Annotated in this window: 1 tRNA gene and 1 rRNA gene; both read right to left on the bottom strand. The window is 46.8% G+C overall.

Annotation, left to right across the window (positions count from 1 at the left end):
* Positions 1-255: 255 nt before the first annotated feature.
* A tRNA-Ala gene (locus ABCW45_RS17850) sits at positions 256-328 on the bottom strand.
* Positions 329-334: 6 nt separating this feature from the next.
* Positions 335-452 (bottom strand): 5S ribosomal RNA (rrf, locus tag ABCW45_RS17855).
* Positions 453-547: the final 95 nt, after the last annotated feature.

A 547-nucleotide genomic window follows, 5' to 3' on the forward strand; every position in this document is an offset into this window, starting at 1 on the left:
CTTTCATCGGCTCTTAGTGCCAAGGCATCCACCCTGCGCTCTTTCTAGCTTAACCAGTAGTATTTCCACCGCGGGAACGGCTTCCATACGAAGGTGCATAGCGTTGCACCCCTGGTCTTTGTGTTTACTTGATTCTTTCGGTTACGTATCTTTCGATACGCCTCGGATGTCTTGTATCTTAAATATTTAAGATTCAATATTTCAATATGTGATTTTCAAGGTACGTTATCGGGATTCTATTTTTAAAATCCCAAATGGAGATGGAGAGATTCGAACTCTTGACCCCCTGCTTGCAAGGCAGGTGCTCTCCCAACTGAGCTACACCCCCATATAAATCTGGCATCCACCTGCTCTCCCATGTCGTCTCCAACATAGTACCATCGGCCGATCAGGTCTTAACCGTCGTGTTCGGGATGGGAACGGGTGTATCCCCTGACCGCATCGACACCAGAATTCTTTAGTTAGGTCCTTGAGACCTGAACAGTATATAAAACCCTTACTTCTTCTTCCTTAGAAAGGAGGTGATCCAGCCGCACCTTCCGATACG

Origin of the sequence: Pilosibacter fragilis, from assembly GCF_032490495.1 — a bacterium.
In the GTDB taxonomy this organism is placed as follows: domain Bacteria; phylum Bacillota; class Clostridia; order Lachnospirales; family Lachnospiraceae; genus Pilosibacter; species Pilosibacter fragilis.